Annotated in this window: 13 protein-coding genes and 1 pseudogene; 4 read left to right on the top strand and 10 right to left on the bottom strand. The window is 69.8% G+C overall.

Annotation, left to right across the window (positions count from 1 at the left end; genetic code table 11):
- Window positions 1-448, bottom strand: a pseudogene (locus tag ON27_RS20945) (hypothetical protein); the annotation flags it as partial.
- Window positions 449-668: 220 nt separating this feature from the next.
- Between ON27_RS20945 and ON27_RS20940 the strand changes: the two are divergent.
- Window positions 669-2,507, top strand: coding sequence for a serine/threonine-protein kinase (locus ON27_RS20940; protein WP_169334523.1), 1,839 nt, complete (start codon window positions 669-671; stop codon window positions 2,505-2,507).
- Window positions 2,508-2,517: 10 nt separating this feature from the next.
- Here ON27_RS20940 and ON27_RS20935 read toward each other — a convergent pair whose 3' ends face one another.
- From ON27_RS20935 to ON27_RS20925, 3 genes are all read right to left on the bottom strand, one after another.
- Window positions 2,518-5,010 carry an FtsX-like permease family protein gene (locus ON27_RS20935; protein ID WP_043730290.1) on the bottom strand — a complete coding sequence of 831 codons (2,493 nt, stop codon included), beginning with the start codon at window positions 5,008-5,010 and terminating at the stop codon, window positions 2,518-2,520.
- Between the two features lie 145 nt (window positions 5,011-5,155).
- A complete protein-coding gene (locus ON27_RS20930; RefSeq protein ID WP_051046832.1) occupies window positions 5,156-5,863 on the bottom strand; it encodes an ABC transporter ATP-binding protein in 708 nt (235 codons plus the stop codon).
- Between the two features lie 53 nt (window positions 5,864-5,916).
- On the bottom strand, window positions 5,917-6,225 hold the full coding sequence (locus tag ON27_RS20925; RefSeq protein WP_051046835.1) for a hypothetical protein: 309 nt from the start codon (window positions 6,223-6,225) through the stop codon (window positions 5,917-5,919).
- 158 nt (window positions 6,226-6,383) lie between these two features.
- On the opposite strand from ON27_RS20925, the gene ON27_RS20920 reads away from it, so the two are divergent.
- From ON27_RS20920 to ON27_RS45860, 3 genes are all read left to right on the top strand, one after another.
- On the top strand, window positions 6,384-7,697 hold the full coding sequence (locus ON27_RS20920; protein ID WP_051046831.1) for a sensor histidine kinase: 1,314 nt from the start codon (window positions 6,384-6,386) through the stop codon (window positions 7,695-7,697).
- Window positions 7,698-7,860: 163 nt separating this feature from the next.
- Entirely contained in the window at window positions 7,861-8,550 is a 690-nt protein-coding gene (locus ON27_RS20915) for a response regulator (RefSeq protein WP_051046830.1), read from the top strand.
- 69 nt (window positions 8,551-8,619) lie between these two features.
- Window positions 8,620-10,845, top strand: a complete 2,226-nt coding sequence (locus ON27_RS45860; protein ID WP_373282773.1) for a serine/threonine-protein kinase — start codon at window positions 8,620-8,622, stop codon at window positions 10,843-10,845.
- A gap of 57 nt (window positions 10,846-10,902) precedes the next feature.
- Here the strand turns inward: ON27_RS45860 and ON27_RS20900 are convergent, their stop codons facing one another.
- The 6 genes from ON27_RS20900 to ON27_RS20875 form a co-directional block, all read right to left on the bottom strand.
- A complete protein-coding gene (locus ON27_RS20900; protein WP_043730285.1) occupies window positions 10,903-11,301 on the bottom strand; it encodes a rhodanese-like domain-containing protein in 399 nt (132 codons plus the stop codon).
- Between the two features lie 370 nt (window positions 11,302-11,671).
- Window positions 11,672-12,937, bottom strand: coding sequence for a cytochrome P450 (locus ON27_RS20895; RefSeq protein ID WP_043730283.1), 1,266 nt, complete (start codon window positions 12,935-12,937; stop codon window positions 11,672-11,674).
- 251 nt (window positions 12,938-13,188) lie between these two features.
- Window positions 13,189-14,148 (bottom strand): SRPBCC family protein, encoded by a 960-nt coding sequence (locus tag ON27_RS20890; protein WP_043730280.1) that lies wholly within the window; start codon window positions 14,146-14,148, stop codon window positions 13,189-13,191.
- Window positions 14,145-14,468 carry an ArsR/SmtB family transcription factor gene (locus ON27_RS20885; RefSeq protein ID WP_043730277.1) on the bottom strand — a complete coding sequence of 108 codons (324 nt, stop codon included), beginning with the start codon at window positions 14,466-14,468 and terminating at the stop codon, window positions 14,145-14,147. Before ON27_RS20885 ends, ON27_RS20890 begins: the two co-directional genes overlap by 4 nt.
- Window positions 14,469-14,529: 61 nt before the next feature.
- Window positions 14,530-15,117, bottom strand: a complete 588-nt coding sequence (locus ON27_RS20880; RefSeq protein WP_043730296.1) for a TetR/AcrR family transcriptional regulator — start codon at window positions 15,115-15,117, stop codon at window positions 14,530-14,532.
- A 140-nt stretch (window positions 15,118-15,257) separates the two neighbouring features.
- On the bottom strand, window positions 15,258-16,385 hold the full coding sequence (locus tag ON27_RS20875; protein ID WP_083887702.1) for a Gfo/Idh/MocA family oxidoreductase: 1,128 nt from the start codon (window positions 16,383-16,385) through the stop codon (window positions 15,258-15,260).
- Window positions 16,386-16,958 lie beyond the last annotated feature (573 nt).

The following is a 16,958-nucleotide window of genomic DNA, read 5'->3' as shown; positions in this document are numbered from 1 at the left end:
CCAGCCCGTCGCCCAGTGACTGCCACAGCGCTTCGGCGGCGGCGTTGTCCGACCAGGTGATGGCCGCCTCCACCTCGTGGCGGATCTCTTCCTGGGAGTCGTGCCGCAGCGCCGCGATCGCGAGCGGCACCTTGATGGTCGACCACGCGATGCCGCTGACCCAGTCGCCGAAGACGGTCATCCGGCCGCCGCCGACGGGCATGATCGCCATGCCGACCTGCCCGGCCAGCTGCGGCTGCAACTGGGTGAAGTCCGCGGCGAGCGAGTCGGGCACGGACACCGCGAGGTTCGGCCGCCAAGCTCCAGCGGTGTCGACCACCACGGCGGGCGCTTCGGGAGCGGGCCGGTCGCCGGGGAACAAGGCGCACGAGGTCAGCGTGAGCAACACCACCATCGCCACGGCGCGCAGCGCCGACCGGCCTGTCGAGCCGGATCCCGTCGACCTCACCACCGAGTCCTCCCCACCACCAGTGGCGTGTCCACGCTGTCGTACGGCGGTGCAAAATAGCTCATCGGGCTCGTCCGGCCGGTGGCCGGACGAGAGACATCGCCGCGGCACGCGACGGTGTCGACGGCACGATATCTCGAACATAGTTTTGCCGATCTTCCCGGAGAATTCGAAACCCGGTGGCCACGGCGTCACCCGGTAGGCTCCAGGATCGGTATGAATGCGCCCGGACGTCCCCGTCCGGGCGCCGCGGTCACCTGAAGGGGGCGTGTTGCTCGACAGCGGTGCGGTGTTCGCCGGGTTCACCATAGAGAAGCTGCTCGGCCAGGGGGGCATGGGCTCGGTGTATCTCGCCCGTCATCCCAGACTGCCCCGGCAGACCGCGCTGAAACTGCTCAACCGGGACCTGTTCACCGACGTGGAGGTGCGGGCCAGGTTCGAGCGGGAGGCGGACCTGGCGGCGCAACTGGACCATCCGAACATCGTCGCGGTGTACGACCGCGGCACCGAGGACGACCAGCTGTGGATCTCCATGCAGTACGTCGACGGCGTCGACGCGGCCACGGTGAACCCGCAGAGCCTGCCGCCGGAGCGGGCCGTGCAGATCATCGAGGGCGTCGCCTCCGCACTGGATTACGCGCACGGGATGGGGGTGCTGCACCGGGACGTCAAGCCCGCCAACATCATGCTGGCCCGCGCGGTGGGCGGCCACGGCGAGCGGGTGTTCCTCACCGATTTCGGCATCGCCCGGCTGCGTGAGGATTCCACGCACCTGACCCAGACCGGCATGTTCACCGCGACGCTCGCCTACGCCTCGCCCGAGCAGATGACCGGTGCGCACCTGGATCACCGCTCCGATCAGTACTCGCTGGCGTGCGCGCTGTATTGGTTGCTGACCGGCGTCGCCCCCTTCGACGCGCCCGCCCCCGCCGACATCATCCGCGGGCATCTCCAGTTGCCGCCGCCCTCGGTCGCGGCCCGGCGCGCCGGTCTGTCGCCCGCGCTGGACGCGGTGCTCGCCAGGGCCATGGCCAAGCGACCCGACGATCGATTCGCCTCCTGCGTCGAATTCGCCACGGCGGCAAGGCGAGCGCTCACCGCTCCCGCGCCGACCGTGGTGGCCGCGCAGTACCAGCCGCAGCCCGCGCCCACCGTCGTCGCGCAACCGGCTTACCCCAAGCCGGAGGCCAGTCCGCCGACCTATGTCCCCGCCGCCCCCAACTACACCGCGCCACCGCAGCAGTACAACCCGAACCCCACCGGCGGCCAGCACTTCCCGGCGTCCGACGGTTATGCCGCGGCGCCTGCACAGCCGAGTTACTCTGCGACACCCGCGTATTCCGCGCCCACTCCGCCACCGTTGGGCTATCCCACTCATCAGCCGCCCGGCTACCCGGCGCAGAATCGCTCGAATACCGGCCTGATCGTGACGATCGTCCTGGTCGTCGTGGCGCTGCTGGTCGGGATCGGCATCGTCCTCGCGAAGGTCGGCTTCTCGGATTCGGCGTCCCCGCTCGACCTCGGCACGAAGACGCCCGCGGGCTCGTCCGACGCGGACAAGCTCGCCAAAGCGTTCCCGAGCCTGGTTCCGCAAGGAGTGGATACCAAGTACGGCGTCGGCTCGGGTCCTGGGTATCGCGGCAAGACCTGCTTCCTCGGTACCGCCAAGCCCGGCGGCAAGGTGTCCAGCGGCAACGGCGTCCCCGACTTCCCGAACTGGACGACGGCCTGGAACTGCTGGGGCACGCCGATCGCCGAGCCCGACTACGTTCTCATCGGCTTCAAATCGCCCCAGGACGCCCAGGCCGCGGTGCGAGACCTGCCGTCCAATACGCCGGCTTCCGAACGCAACAGCGGCAAGTCCTATTCGACCTACCGGTGGCAGGAGACGGGCGGCGGATTCCCGGACGGTTTCCTCGTCGTGGACTTCGACGACGACCCGGCCCGGTCGAGCTACCTGCTGTTCGCCACGGTGACCCTCACCGACAGCAACCCCAGCTCCGGATTCGGCATCACCACAGCGAAATTCAGGAGCTGGTTCGCCGACCTGCCGCTGTGAACCCGGCGGCTCAATCGACCGCGAGCGCCTCGACGATGGGCATCCGAGCCGCCCGCAACGCGGGCGGAATCGACCCGAGCAGCGCCAGCGCCAGCGCGATCGTGCCGTAGACCAGCAACATCGGGCTCGGCTGGTAGGTCACGTCGATGGTCAGCGCCTGCCCGATGGCCACCGTCGCCAGATACTGCACCGACGCGCCGAGCGCCAAACCGAGCACCGCGCCGACGATGCCGATCCCCGCGGCCTCGGCCAGCACCGACCGCATCAGGAACCGGCGCCCGGTGCCCATGGCGCGCAACACGCCGAGTTCCCTGCGGCGCTCCAGCACCGACAGCATCAGCGTGTTGAGCAACGCGACCGTGGCGACCAGCACCACGATCCACAGGATGGCGTTGCTCATCGTCATGCCCTGCCGAATGCTCGACGACGCGGCCACCACCGTGTCCGCGCCGGTGTCGACGTTCAACTGCGGCGGCACCACCTGCCGGACGGCCGCGAGCACCGCCGCGCGGTCGGCGCCGGGCTCGAAGTCGACGGCGATCACCGTCTCCCCGGGCCGCTGGTACCAGGTGCGCATCAGGTCCAGGTCCATCATGACCACGCCAGCGATGGCGGAGAAGTACGGAATCACCTGCAAGACACGTACGGTGCGCGGTCCCGTGGGCGTGGGCAAGGTCAGCTCCGCACCGGCGCTCACGCCGAGCGAGCGCGCCACGTCCCGGGAGATCGCCACGCCCTCCCCGGCCGACAGCCGGGCGACCGAATCGTCGGTGAGCATGCGCATGCGGGTTTCCCGGGCATCGGGCGGAAACCCTTGCAGCATCACGCGACTGCCGCCGAGCGTGGCGAAGGCCATCTGCGCCGGGCTGAGATGCGCGACGCCGGGCACCGCCGCGAGCTTGCCCGCCAGATCCGCGGGCAACAGCGGCCCGGTCGGGAACTGGGCCATCGAGGCCGGACTGACGTAGACGTCGTTGCGGGCCAGATCCGTGAAGGTGACCGTCGCCGAATCGATCATGTTGCTGGAGGCGCCGCTCATGCCGACGGTGGCGCCGACGCCGATCATCACCGTCATCGCCGTCGCCCACACTCGCCGCGGCGAGCGCTCCAGTGTGGTCGCGCCCAGCGCGCCGGGAGCCCGGAACCAGCGCGCGATCCCCGCCGCGACCCGCACGATGGGACCGGTGGCGGCGAAGCAGAGCAGGATCGCGGCGATGAACGACATCGAGATGGCGGTCAGCGAGTAGCGGCCCAGATCGCTGCTCGCGACCAGCACCGCGGCCCCGGCCAGGCCGCCACCGGCCACGACCGCCAGCCACCGCAGCAGCGGACTCGCCGTATCGGTCCGTCCGGCCCCCACCGGAGCCAGCGCCTCGATCGGCTGGACCTTGTACACCTGACGCGCGGCCAGGGAGGCCGCGAGCACGCTGGTGAACACGCACGCCACGACCGCGAACGGGATCACGTACCAGGGCACCGAATATTCGGTGCGCGCCTCCACCGACTGCACGATCGCGGTGGGCAGCGTGCCGATCGCGACACTGCCCATGAACACCCCGAGTACCGCGCCGACCGCGCCGCCCAGCACGCCGAGCAGCGCGGCCTCGGCCAGCAGGTCGCGCACCATCGGGCCGCGTTTGCCGCCGATCGCGCGCAACAGCGAGAGCATCGGCCTGCGCTGGGCGATCGCCATGCTCATCGCGTTGTAGATGAGGAACGCCGAGACGATCAGCGCGGCCGCCGAAGCCATGGTGGTGGAGTAGCGCACGATCTGCACCGCGCCGCCCGCCTGGGCCGTGCGCAAACTCGGCTCGGCCACCACCGCGCGGCCCTCCACGGCCGCGGTGAGCGCCGCGCGCAGCTGCGCGAGGTCGGCGCCCTCGGTGGGAACCACCTGCACGGAATCCAGCCGTCCCGCCCGATCGGTGATCTTCTGCGCGAGCCCGAGCGGGGCTGCGATGAGATGACCGTCGTTGAGTTTCCGGGAAGTCTCCTCGTCCAGGACGCCCGCGACCGTCACTGTCGTGCTGCCCAGCGTGAACTGCTCGCCCTCGGCGCGGCCGAGTCCCGTGCCCACCAGCACCCCATTGGGCACCGAGAGCAGCTTCCCCGTGAAAGCGCTCATCGGCGCGGTCAACTCACTGCCCAGCGCGCCGATATTCGCGTCGGCGCCGATCAGCAGCGCGCGATCGGCGCCGGTGCCGACCTGCACCCGCAGCATCGGGACCGCCACCGCGACGCCGGGCGCGGTCGCGATCCGGCGCAGCAATTCCTGGTCGAAGCCGGCGTCGGTGATGCCGCTGACCTCCAGCTGCGCCTTGCCGCCGAGACCGCGCGTCAGCTTGTCCACCGAGCCGGTCACCGAACCGGAGATGCTCAGCACCGCGACCAGCAGCGACGCCGAAACGCCCATCACCACCAGCGACATCAGGGTGCGCCCGCGATGGGCGAGCAGCTCGCCGACGTTGAACAGCCGCAAGCGATCCCACGCGGCGCCGATCATGCGGTGTCCTCTCTCGCGTGTGCGGGGTCCTGCGTGGTGACGCTGCGCTGCCGCCTCCGGGCCTGACCGCTCACGCTGTGTCTTTTGTTCGCGTGTGCGGGGCCCTGCGTGGTGACGCTGCGCTGCCGCCTCCGGGCCTGACCGCTCACGCGGGGACCGTCCGCTCGACTTTGTCGTTGGACCCGATCCGGCCGTCGCGCAGGGTGATCACGCGGTCGCAGTAGGTGACCGCGCCCATATCGTGGGTCACCATCACCACCGAGCTACCGGAACCGGCGATCTCCCCGAGCAGTTCGAGGATGGCGGCGCCGGTCTTGGAGTCCAGGTTCCCGGTGGGCTCGTCGGCCAGGATCAGGGGCGGGTCCATGATCAGCGCCCGCGCCACCGCCACCCGCTGCATCTGCCCGCCGGACAATTCGGCGGGGCGGTGTTCGGCCCGCTCGGCGAGCCCGACCCGGTCGAGCAATTCCAGGGCGCGCGGCTTCGCTTTGCGCAAACCCGTGCCGTCCAGCAGTTTCGGGATCGCCACGTTCTCCCAGGCCGAGAGCGTGGGCAGCAGGTTGAAGAACTGGAACACGAAACCGACCTGGTGGCGCCGGAATGCCGACTGCTGTTCCTCGTCCAGCTCGCCGATCTCCTCGCCGCGAAACCGGATCGAGCCGGCGTCGGGACTGTCGAGTGCGCCGAGCAGGTGCAGCAGCGTGCTCTTGCCGGAACCGGAGGGACCGATGATGGAGGTGAATTCCCCGGTCTCGATACGCAACCCGACGTCGTCGAGCGCGCGGACGGCCTGGCCGCCCACCCGATACTCCTTCGTCACGCCCGATAGTTCCAGCATGGCCGGTTCCGGCATGGTCGTCCCCCGCTCCGTACGGTCGATCAAAGTTCTTCGTTCCTCGTCGCGCGTTACCGCGCCATGGCCTCCGACGCGAGTTTGCGGCGACGATACTGTGCGTCGAGCACCGCGCGCAGCACCGGCTGTTCGGCCGCCAGTTCGAGATGGGCCTCCATCGCCGTCAGCCCCTGGTCGAGTTTCGCGGCGAAGTGAAGGTTCCAGCGGTAGCGCAGCGTGAGCAGTAGCCCGTCCGCGCCACCGAACAGCCGATCCAGCTCGGGGAATCCCGCGAACAAATCGGGATCGGCCGGGTCGAGCGCCGCGCGGGTGAGCACGGTGTGCACGATGTCGGTTCGAGCGTGCTGATCCGTCCAGGACATGGCCATCGCCTTCCTCTGTGAACTATCGCCCACGCTACGGACGCGACCGCGTTGTTGTCGTCGTGCCAGGGACCCGAATGCGTCTCCGCCCACGGTAGGAGGAGCGGCCCGCTCGCGGGACGATGTACCGGCCCGGACCCGGCGGCTAGCCTTACAGAATGGGTTCGACCGGCGTATCCGAAGCACCGCCAGGTACGCCTCGCACCGGCCGCGTGCGGGCATCGATGCGGCGCGTCCGGGAGCGGTGCGCCGAGTTCGGGCGCGATCCGGTCGCGGCGTTCCGGCGCAGCGTCGAGGACTTGCCCTACGACTACCCGCCGTCGGTCATCGTCAGCGTCGATGTCGCGGTCTTCGCTGTGGCGATCGCGGCCGCGGTGCAGCGGCACAGCTACTTCCCGACCCTGCTCCCCATTATCGCGGTGCTGCTGACCTGCGCTTTCGGTCCGCTGCACGCGCTGCTCGGCGTGCTGCCGCGCCCGCTGCTGCTCGGTGTGCTCGCCATGGCGGCCGAGGCGCTGTTCCTCGCCCAGCCGGTGGCCGCCGATTTCGCGCCGTTCGTGCTGGTGGCCGCCGCCGGCGAGATCGCGGCGATCGCGCCGAAGCGGGTGAGCATCCCGGTCACCGTCGCGATGATGCTGCAACTGGTCGCGTTCGACGCGATCGGGCACGTGCCGGAGGGGCTGCCCACCTACCTGGTCGGCATCGCGTTCGGCTGGATGGCCGGACTGATGCTGCAGTATCAGCGCCGCTTCCTCTACCAGGAACGCGGCTATCAGGACATCCGCGCGGCGCAGGCCGCCGACGAGGAGCGCCACCGGATCGCCCGCGAAGTGCACGACGTGATCGCGCACTCGCTGAGCGTCACGCTGCTGCATCTCACCGCCGCCAGGCACGCGCTGGAAACCGACCGTGACGTGGACGAGGCCGTGGAAGCGCTGACCGACGCCGAGCGGCTCGGCAGACAGGCGATGGCCGACATCCGCCGCACCGTCGGCCTGCTCGACGCGCGGCCCTGGAAACAGGTCCCGGAACCGGGCGTGGAGGACATCGCCGACTTGGTCGATGATTTCGTGCGGGCCGGTCTCGACGTGCGTTACGACCGCGACGGCGATCTCGGCGCGGTGTCACCGGCGGTCGGGCTCGCGCTGTACCGGATCGGTCAGGAGTCGCTGGCCAACGTCGTCAAGCACGCGCACGGCGCGTCCGCGCGAGTCCGGCTCGCGGTGGACGCGACGCTGGTGACCTTGACGGTGGACAACACCGTGCCCGCCGGGCTGCCCGCGCAGCGCGGCGCGGGCATGGGGCTCTCCGGTATGCGCCAGCGCGCCGAACTACTCGGCGGCCGGATGACCGCGGGCCCCTCCGACCGCGGCTGGTCGGTGCGCGCCGGGATCCCGCTCGCGCCCGGCCGCGGCGCATTGTCTTGTCCGGTGCTGCCCGGCGCCGCGACGACCGGACGGGAGGGCATGTGAGCGAGTGCCGGCCAGTGGACAGACGGCACAGCGCGCCGTCGCTAACGAGGCAACCGAGCGCCCGGCGAGGTGAACTCGTGCGCGCGTGGCGCCGAGTGGACCGAGGGACCAGCGCGCCCGCGCGCGGGACGGCCCAAGACGTGAGCGAGGTGCGGTCGTGAGCATGACCTCGCCCGCGAGTGGCGAAGACGCGGTGACCGTCCTGGTGGTGGACGATCAGGAACTCGTGCGCGGCGGTCTGCGGCGCATCCTGCGCAGACGCGACGGATTCGTGGTCACCGAATGCGCGGACGGCGACGAGGTGCCCGCCGCCGTCGCGGAGTTCCGGCCGGACGTGGTGCTGATGGATCTGCGGATGAAACGGGTCGGCGGCATCGACGCGACCAGGATGCTGCGGGCGCGCGACGGCGCCCCGCCGGTGCTCGTGCTCACCACCTTCGACGACGACCAACTGCTGTCGGGGGCGCTGCGCGCGGGAGCCGCCGGATTCATCCTGAAGGACTCGCCCGCCGAGGATCTCATCCGCGCGGTGCGGATGGTCGCGGGCGGCGGAGCGTGGTTGGATCCCTCGGTGACCGGGCGCGTGCTGTCGGCCTATCGCACGGTGCGCCCGGTCCGCACCGCCACCGACGCCCGCCTGTCGGAGCTGACCGCGCGGGAGTACGAGGTGCTCGAATTGATCGGGCGCGGCCGGGTGAACGCGGAAATCGCTCGCGAGCTCGGCATCTCGGAAGTAACCGTGAAAAGCCATGTGGGACATATCTTCGGGAAGCTCGAGCTGCGCGATCGCGCCGCCGCGATCGTGTTCGCGTTTGACCACGGGGTGGTGACACCCGGAGAATCCACTCTTTGACGGGCAATTTCATCGCGTACCGCGTGATCTCGGTGTGCGTCCCCTGCCCGGGAAGCGGAGGGAGGACGGGTGCAGGAATCCGGGCCGAGAACCGGAACGCGGTTCGGGCCGTACGAACTGCGGTCGTTGCTGGGCAAAGGGGGAATGGGGGAGGTATACGAGGCATACGACACGGTCAAGAACCGTGAGGTCGCGGTCAAGCTGCTGTCGGAAGAACTCGCGAAAGACCCGACGTATCAACTGCGTTTCCGCCGTGAGTCGCAAGCTGCCGCCCGGCTGGCCGAACCGCACGTCATCCCGATCCACGACTGGGGCGTGATCGACGGTGTGCTGTTCATCGACATGCGGCTGGTCCGTGGCGTAGACCTGCGCAGCCTGCTGCGCGGCAAGGGGCCGTTGAGTCCCGCTCGCGCGGTCGGCATCATCGAGCAGATCGCCTCGGCCTTGGACGCCGCGCATGCGAGCAACCTGGTGCACCGCGACGTGAAACCGGCCAACATCCTGGTCACGGACGCGGATTACGCCTACCTCGCCGATTTCGGGATCGCGCACACCGAGGGCGACAGCGCCGTGACCCTGGTCGGCATGGCTGTGGGCTCCTACATCTACATGGCCCCGGAGCGCTTCGACGTCGGGCCCGTGACCGGCCGCGCCGATGTCTACTCGCTGGCGTGTGTGCTGCACGAATGCCTCACCGGAGCGACACCGTTCCCCTCGGCCAGCATGAACGTGCTGATCAAGTCGCATCTGTCCGATCCGCCGCCACGGCCGAGCACGCAGGCGAGTGGCATACCGGCCGCGCTGGACGAGGTGGTCCGTCGCGGCATGGCCAAGGATCCGGCCGACCGCTTCCCGACCGCGACCGCGCTGGCCAGGGCCGCCCGCGCCGCGCTCGCCACGGCGCGGGCCGCAGGCCCCACGATCGTGGTGCGCGCGCCCGACCGGACCCAGCGTCCCGGTGAGCAGGCGGCGGTGGCGCCCGAATCCACGGGCGAGCTGTCGCTCCCGGCGGTGATCCATCCGAGCGCGCCGACGGTGGTCCGGCCCACGGAAACCCAGTTCACGCCGCTCCCGTCGGCGGACGCGCCGGTGCCGCAGTCCGCTGCGCGAGCGCCGTACCCGCCCGAGGTCGAGTTGCCTCCGATGCGTCCGTTCCCGGACGCCCACCTCTATCCGGAGACCCAGGCGTACCTGGAGACGGCAGGATATCCGCAGGAACCGGAGTATCCAGCGCCAGCCACACAGGTGTATCCGCATGAATCGGACTATCCGGCATCGGTGACACAGGCGTATCCGCAGGAAGCGGATCATTCGGCACCGGCCACACAGGTGTATCCGCAGGGCTATGCCGATTCCGCGCAGACGTACCCGGGGCGGCCGGTGGACTCGGCGCGGACCGGCTCCGACGCCACCCCGATCCCCGCGGAACCGACTGTCGTCCAGGCGTATTCCGAGCCGCCGCCGCAGGCGTACTCGCAGGTCCAGGATCAGCGCTTCGCCGAGACCCAGCGGCACCCGGGAGTGGACAACTATCCGGAATACGCCGAGCCCGGACAGTCGTTCGGTCCGGGCGCCCCGCACGGTATCTCCGGCTATCTTCCCGCGCCGGACGAGGCTCCGACGCAGTATCTGGCGGCCAGGGAAGACGGCCACGCGAGCGCTGTCGGCTATCCGCCGCGAGGCGACTACCCCGCGCACGTCGGCGACCCGGTGGGCCGCGACGAGCCGGAGTACGGCTACGAGGATTACGACGATTACGACGAGCCCGCTTACTCCGCATCGCGTCCTGGCCGATCCATAGCGCTGCCCATCATGATGGCCGTTTTCGCCATTGTCGCGCTGACCATCGGTGGCGCTGTCGCATGGCAGTCGTTCGGCTCCGGCGACAATGTCGAGCCGACCTCGGCCGCCGCGCATTCCGAAGCCCCCGCGCCGCCCGCGCGTCCCGGCAACCCGGCGCCGACCAGCGCGTCGTCGTCCGCCAGGTCCACCTCGGCCAAGGCGACTCCGGTCACGCTTCCCGCGGGCGCGAAGCCGTGCGGCCCAGGCCAGGCGAGCTCCGGGGCGTTCACCCAGTCGGCGACGGGGACGGTGGTGACCAGTTGCGCGTTCGCCGAAGAGGTGCGCAGGGCCTACGCCGAGCTCGGCACGTCGCAGAACAGCGCCCGCGACGCGCCACGCACCGTCGTCGCGACCAGCCCGGTCACCGGCCGTACCTACACGATGAATTGCCAGCCCGAAGGGCAGCTCATCACGTGCAGCGGCGGTGAGAACGCCGTCGTGTACGTCTACTGACGGTTTCGCGAGGGCCAGGCGCGAGCGCGTCCGGTCGTCGCGGGTCCCGTGGCGCCGCTACGGCACGGCCGGGCTGCCGCCCGGGACCACCGGCAGCCCCGCCGCCTGCCAGGCCCGGAAGCCGCCGACGAGGTCGGTCACCCGACGCAGCCCCAGACGGAGCCCGTCGGCGGCCGCGAGGCTGGAGGCGTAGCCCTCGTTGCACACGATCACCACCGGAGTGTCCGGTGTGAGGCCCGGTAGCCGGTGTTCGCCGTTCGGATCGAGGCGCCACTCCAGCACGATCCGTTCGACCACCACCGCGCCGGGGATCTCGCCCTCGGCGCTCCGGTTCGCGTGCGGCCGGATGTCCACGATCAGCGCTCCCCGCGACTGCAAGGCGGCGGCCTCTTCGGGCGCGACCCGTTCCAACTGCGCTCTGGCTCGCGCGACCATCTCCTCGGCGCCGGTACTCATCGTTCACCCACTTCGCTCGCTGACGTCCCTGCGAAGTCCGTCAGCGTACGGTATTCGCGCACCGGGCGCAGCGGCGGCGAGTAAGCATGCACCGAGGCGGGGTGACCACAGCGCCCGTTCCGGATGGACGGCGTCTCGAACCAGCGGCACGTCGATGCCGGGATGAATGTCGCTTGCGTGCTCGAGATCTACCGGAAGAGATGTGGTCACCTGTGCTCCTGACGTGTCGGTCGGATGGGCGCTCCGCGGCTGCGCCGCGTGGATCCTCCGCTATCGCGGCGCGCTTGCCACCGATCACGATCAGCGCGAATAAAATTCGATCACCCGCGGTCCGGACGCGCCCGCACGAGGGGGCCCACGAACGTGGGGTCTACCCGAACCCGGGCATGGGCGGGGATTCGGGGAAGACGACCGGCAGCGACACGAGGGCGCGATGGAATGGACCCGGTCGCCAGCTCAACTCCTCCGCCGCGACCGCGAGCCGGATCTCGGGCAGGGCATCGAGTAGCTGGTCGATGGCGTCCTGCGCGATCAGATACGCCATCGAGCGCGCGGGGCAGGCGTGCGGTCCGGCTCCCCACGCCAGATGCGCTCGGTTGTCGGTGTATTCGCCGGTGTGGATCGCCGGGTCGTTGTTGCACGCCGCCATGCTGATCACGATCGGCTGATGCGCGGGCAGCCACACGTCATCGATGAGGATCGGCTGCTTCGGGTAGCTGAAGCAGTAGTTCGCTCCCGGCGGGTCGGTGAACAGCACTTCGTCGAGGGCATCCCGGGTCGAGAGGCTGCCGCCGAAGACACCGCTGGCGAATCGGCGGTCGGTGAGCATCAACCGCAGGGTATTGGCGATCAGGTTCTGCTGCGGTTCGATTCCCGCACCGTAGAGCGTGACCAGCTGATGGATCATCTCCATGTCGTTCAGAGCCGCGGGGTGGTGCAACAGCCGGGAGGTGATGTCGTCGCCGGGGTCCTTGCGCTTCATCTGCACCAGATCGAACAGGGCGTCGGCGAGCATCGCGTTGCCCTTCTCTGCGTTGACGCCTTCGAAGATCGCGGCCATGCCGATCGCGACCTGCTGGCCGATCTCCGGCGGGCAGCCGAGCACCGAGTTGAGCACCGCGAAGGTGAGCGGGAACGCGTACTGACTGATCAGATCCGCCGCGCCGTCCTGGCAGAAGGCGTTGATCAACGGACCGGCGATCTGTTCGGTGATCGTGTGCAGCACGTGCAGATCGACACCGCCGATGGCCGCGACATTCACCTGCCGGTAGCGCTGGTGCTCGAATCCGGTGTTGCGCAGCGCGTTCGGCCGCCACTCCATCATCGGCAGGATCGGGCACTCACCGGGAACGCTCTGCTGCCAGACCCGTGGGTCCGCCGGAAAATGGACCGGGTCGTTGAGGATTCGCAGTGCTGTGTAATAGCCGATCACCAACGTTGCCGGAACGTTCGGCGCCAACTCGATCGGCACGAGCGAACCGTATCGGCGCCGCATCTCGCGGTAGGCCCCGTGCGGGTCGGCGGCGAAGGCCTCGGTATACAGCGCGACCCGGGGCCCTTCGTTGTCGATGGGCGAACCTTGTTGTACCGGGCAGTCTTTCGGGGTCGCCGAGGTGTTCTGCGGGGACTGTGACATGGACAAAGCGCGTGACTCCAGAAGCAGACTCTTCGACGCGGTCGACGCGTGCGGGCACGCGAGTCGGCTCCACGCCGGTCAGGTGCGTGTTTCGCGAACTGTCCCGGGATAGTAAGCAGTTCGCACCCGACCGTGGGGTCTTTTGAGCGGACCGATCCGCGAATCCAGAGCTATCCGTCGTAGCGCCCGTCCCGGTGATCGGGGACGGGCGCCGCCGGCTGACGACGTGATGTGCGGACGCTGGGCCGGATTCACTCGCCGAGTTCCGCGGCATACCGATCGGCGAGCACGGCGACCCGGTCGGCAGGCCAGGGGCAGCGGATGTCCCCCTGGGTGGCGGCGAAGAAGAGTTCCAGGTGCACCTGCCAGGCGGCGAGCAGGGTCGGCCGCAGCCGCGCCAACTGCGACGGCACGGTCTGGGTTAGTTCGACCCGCACGCCGAGGTCGGGGTCGGCATCGAAGAACCAGCGGACCGTGCCGGCGGTGGCCCCGTCGTGCCGCCACCGATACTCCAACGTCCGTGGCGGCGCGACCTCGACGAGTTCGCCTGCCTCGATGTGCTGATTCGTCGACCGCGCCGGTGGGACGGCGCCCACGGCCGGGGTGTGCTCCTCGACCAGCAGCGACCATAGCTTGTCCAGCGGCTGCCACACCAGGTCGCGGGTGAACCGCAGCAGGTAGCCGTCGGCGACCTCGTCGCAGGATCCGACATCGAGTCGGAATTCCGCGATATAGCGTTCGATGTCGGCGGGCCAGGGCGTGTCCGGTGCGCCGGGCGCGCCGTCGAGCGCGGCGGCCAACGCCGACAGGCAGCGGTCCCAGCCGGTCGCGGACCTGGCCGCGCCGAGCCGTGCGAGCGGTCCGCCGCCGAGGACGTGGGTGAAGATCAGCAGTGTCCCGTCTCCGTCGGCTACGAGTTCGAATCGCAGCACGTCCTGATTCCAGCGGAACATGTAGACCTTGGGCGGGTCGACCTCGAGCACCTCACCCGAGGAGGTGCTGTCGACCGTGTCGGGCGCCTCGGCGAAGGTGAAGCGCATCGTCGCGCCGGGCCGCAGTGCGGTGGTGACCGTCGCCGGAAACCAGGCGGCCATCTCGCTCGGATCGCTGACAGCGCGCCAGACCTTTTCCGGTGGATGCGCCAGCCTGCGTTCGAAACGCAGGGTAGGGGCGCCGTCGATGGTGTGCAGCTGTGCTCGGGGCTCGCTCATGGTCGTCCTTTCTCGTCGGGCATGACGTCGAGGTGGCGCTCCAAGGCGTCGAGGCTCGACTCCCACATCCGCCGGTAGGGCGCGAGCCACGCCTCGATCTCGGTTAGTGGCTCCGGCCGCAGCCGGTACCAGCGGCGCTGCGCGTCCTGCCGAACCTCGACCAGGCCCGCGCCGCGCAGGACTTTCAGGTGCTTGGACACCGTGGGCTGGGCCAGCCGCAGGTGCGTGACCAAGTCGCCGACCAGTCGCTCCCGCTCGCGCAAGAGATCCAGGATCTCCCGGCGGCGAGGCTCGGCCAATGCCTCGAACGTTGATGCCATATCGGCAATATAGCTCAGATGGAATATAAGCGCCCGGGCGCAGGCCGGTCGGGAACCGCGATCAGGCCTGGGGCCACGACCGCAGCGCCAGCTCCACGGTGCGGCGCAGGTGGGACGGTTTCGCGCCCGCCGCGGCCTGCACCGCGATGCCGTCGGAGATCGTCATGAGGTAGCGGGCGAGGTCGGCCGGTTTGCTGTCGCGGGCCAGGTCGCCCTCGGCGCGGGCCTGCTCCAAGCGCCGTCGCAGCGCGGCCTCGCCCGCGAGCCGGACCGCGATCGCGCTCTTGCGGCTGTGTTCGGCCTCCGGCCCACAGGCTTGCACGCTGCGCACCGAAAGGCAGCCGGGGCTCTCGTGCCCGGTGGTGAGTTCGATCGCGCCGCGGAGGAAGGCGGCGGCGACCGCCCGCGCGGTCGGCAGTTCGAGAGCTTCGGCGACATAGCGCCCCGGTCCGTCGATGTAGCGTTCGAGCGCGCGGTCGAACAGCTCCGCTTTGCTGCCGAAGGCGGCGTACAAGCTCGGGCGGTTGACGCCCATCGCCGCGGTGAGGTCCGACAGCGCCGCGCCCTCGTAGCCGTATCGCCAGAACACCTCCAGCGCTCGGTCCAAGGCGTCATCGATGTCGAAGCTGCGCGGCCGCCCTCCGGGCATGGACACCTCCCAATTTCTTACCTGTCAGTACTGTACTGGGTTCGCTGGGCCGCGCCGGGTGATTTGCTACCAGCCGGTACACAACGCGCTCGTGGTTTCTCCTTCTTCCGCCGAGCAGCCGGCCGCGCGATGACGTGTGCTCACAACGCGGTCACCTGGCGGCGCACGCCGGTCTCCGCTGCCGCTGTGACGGCGTCGAGCAGGCGGCGCTGCCGCAGGCCGATGGTGAAGTCCGGGCGGGCGGTCCTGCCCTCGGCGATGGCGGTGGCGGTTTCGCGGTAGACACCCGCCACGTGGGTGATCGGCCCCGCGGGCAGTGCGGACGGCAGTCGGCGATAGCGGTCCGGAACCGGGATTTCGCTGACGGCTCCGTCGTTGCCGCGCAGTTCGACGTGCCAGTCGGCCCAGTGCGGATACATGCCCGCCTGCACCGGAGTGATGGTGAGGGTTCCTTCCGTGCCGCGTATGTAGAGCGCGAACCCGTGGGGTGCGTCCGAATGTCCGCCGTGCACCGTCACCGCGACGACGGCGCCGCGGGCCAGGCGGCCCGCAAGGGCGAGTTGGCCGGGTTGCCGGTTCGGGATGGTGCGGCCGGTCCCGAGTACGGTCAGTTCGTCGTGCGGTGTGGCGAGGACGGCGGACACTTCGCTGAGTTCGCCCGCGAGGTGTTCCAGCATGCCGAGCATGTGTCCCGCCATGATGGTCAGCAAGCCGGTCCCCTTGCCGGGATCGGCGCTCCAGGCGAGTTCGGGGCGAATCGAGCTGCCGCCGAACGGGTCTCCGGCGGCGACAAGGGTGATCGCGCAAACCGCGCCGATCCGGCCTGCCGCGAGCAGGTCCTTGACGAAGTTCACCGACGGTGAGTGGTGGCCCTGCAGCATCACGGTGTGCACCACGCCGGCCGCCACCGCCGCGGCCGTCAGCTCGGCGGCCTCGGCCGTGGTCGAACCCATCGGCCACTCGCAGATCACGTGCTTTCCAGCCGCGAGCGCCGCGCGTACCACGGCCGCGTGCCCCGGTGACTTGACCGCCGCCACGACCAGATCCACCTCCGGATGCGCCGCCAGTTCCACCGCGTCGGTGAACGCGTGCCGGGCGCCGGCGGCAACGGCGGCGGCGTCGGCCGAGGCGCGATTCGTGGTCGCCACCGCCGCGACGCGGAACTCGGGCAGCTGGGCCAGCGCTGGTAGGTGGGCCGCGGCGGCCCAGCTACCGTGCGGATTCGCGCCGACTATGCCGACGCCGAGCGGGGTGGTGCGTCCGGTCATGCAAGCTCCTAGTTCTGTACCGTTTGGTAGTAAACTAGACGGTGGGCGCCCGCGAGGCAACGGTTGATGTACCGATCGGTAAAAATGCGCGACGGGCGGCCGCGGCCGATCGGCTTTGGTTGCGCAGTGGTTACGAGAGATTTGCGCATCGGCTGGTGCTGGGGCGCGGCGGGTGCCCGGTCTGTCGCGGGGATTGCCGCCGGGGCGAGGGCGTGAAGTCGGCAAGTTCGGTGAAGCGGTGGTCCGCGCGTCGCGCTGGATCTTGGGCTGTGCTCGATCGGGCAGCCGTACTCGGCGATCTGTCCGAGTGCGGCTCGGCGTCCCATTCCTCGGGATGGAAGGGGTGGATGCCGGTGTCCGCGCAGCGGTCACGTGTAGAGCCGGATACGTCACGTCGCGAGGCCCGCCGAACGGGCTCGCCGAAAGCCGGACCGAAAAGATCGTCGCCTTGGCACCCGATGAATACTGCGGTGATACTTCGATGCTATCGAGGGTGACCGGCATGCGGCGCTCTGTTCCGCAGTGCGCATGGCCGTCAGGGGTTTTCGGTGAACTGGGGCGTAATCAAAACAT

Origin of the sequence: Nocardia asiatica NBRC 100129 (assembly GCF_000308415.1) — a bacterium.
GTDB classification, from domain to species: domain Bacteria; phylum Actinomycetota; class Actinomycetes; order Mycobacteriales; family Mycobacteriaceae; genus Nocardia; species Nocardia asiatica.
This window is presented reverse-complemented; position numbering and strand designations above follow the sequence as displayed.

Coding starts and splice junctions, on each gene's coding strand:
- ON27_RS20880 (WP_043730296.1), bottom strand. CDS start 15,117: ATGCCCGGAGGGCGGCCGCGCAGCTTCGACATCGATGACGCCTTGGAC.
- ON27_RS20875 (WP_083887702.1), bottom strand. CDS start 16,385: ATGACCGGACGCACCACCCCGCTCGGCGTCGGCATAGTCGGCGCGAAT.
- ON27_RS20915 (WP_051046830.1), top strand. CDS start 7,861: ATGACCTCGCCCGCGAGTGGCGAAGACGCGGTGACCGTCCTGGTGGTG.
- ON27_RS20925 (WP_051046835.1), bottom strand. CDS start 6,225: ATGTCCTGGACGGATCAGCACGCTCGAACCGACATCGTGCACACCGTG.
- ON27_RS20940 (WP_169334523.1), top strand. CDS start 669: ATGCGCCCGGACGTCCCCGTCCGGGCGCCGCGGTCACCTGAAGGGGGC.
- ON27_RS20890 (WP_043730280.1), bottom strand. CDS start 14,148: ATGAGCGAGCCCCGAGCACAGCTGCACACCATCGACGGCGCCCCTACC.
- ON27_RS20920 (WP_051046831.1), top strand. CDS start 6,384: ATGGGTTCGACCGGCGTATCCGAAGCACCGCCAGGTACGCCTCGCACC.
- ON27_RS20935 (WP_043730290.1), bottom strand. CDS start 5,010: ATGATCGGCGCCGCGTGGGATCGCTTGCGGCTGTTCAACGTCGGCGAG.
- ON27_RS20930 (WP_051046832.1), bottom strand. CDS start 5,863: ATGCCGGAACCGGCCATGCTGGAACTATCGGGCGTGACGAAGGAGTAT.
- ON27_RS20885 (WP_043730277.1), bottom strand. CDS start 14,468: ATGGCATCAACGTTCGAGGCATTGGCCGAGCCTCGCCGCCGGGAGATC.
- ON27_RS20900 (WP_043730285.1), bottom strand. CDS start 11,301: ATGAGTACCGGCGCCGAGGAGATGGTCGCGCGAGCCAGAGCGCAGTTG.
- ON27_RS20895 (WP_043730283.1), bottom strand. CDS start 12,937: ATGTCACAGTCCCCGCAGAACACCTCGGCGACCCCGAAAGACTGCCCG.